A 357-nucleotide genomic window follows, 5' to 3' on the forward strand; every position below is an offset into this window, starting at 1 on the left:
GCCGACGAGGTGGCCGCTGTTGCCGACGCTGATGAGCGGGACGGCTTCGTGGAAGATGTCCTGCACCTCCGCAGGCAGTGCGTCGTACTTCTCCTTGTTCATCATGTAGCCCGGACCGGGGATCGAGCTGAACGTCAGGGGGGTGTAATACTTCGCCACTTCCGCGAGGCCGTTGGTGGTGTTGTTCTGAAGCGGGCCGACCTGGCAGTCGACCGTGCCGCGCTGCAGCGCCTCGTATGTCTCGTTCGAGTCGACCAGCACCGGAGTCATTCCCAGGGCTTCCATCTCCGCGTTGTAGACACCGCCCGCGCTGCGGCCCAGCCTGCCCTTGGCGTCAGCAAGCGTCTCCAGCGGTTT

1 pseudogene is annotated in these 357 nt (G+C 64.4%); it reads right to left on the reverse strand.

Features of this window, described 5'->3' with window-relative positions:
• Nucleotides 1–357: pseudogene (locus AC5RWU_RS24725) on the reverse strand (hypothetical protein); the annotation flags it as partial.

The organism is Arthrobacter sp. B0427-1-12, from assembly GCF_059092905.1.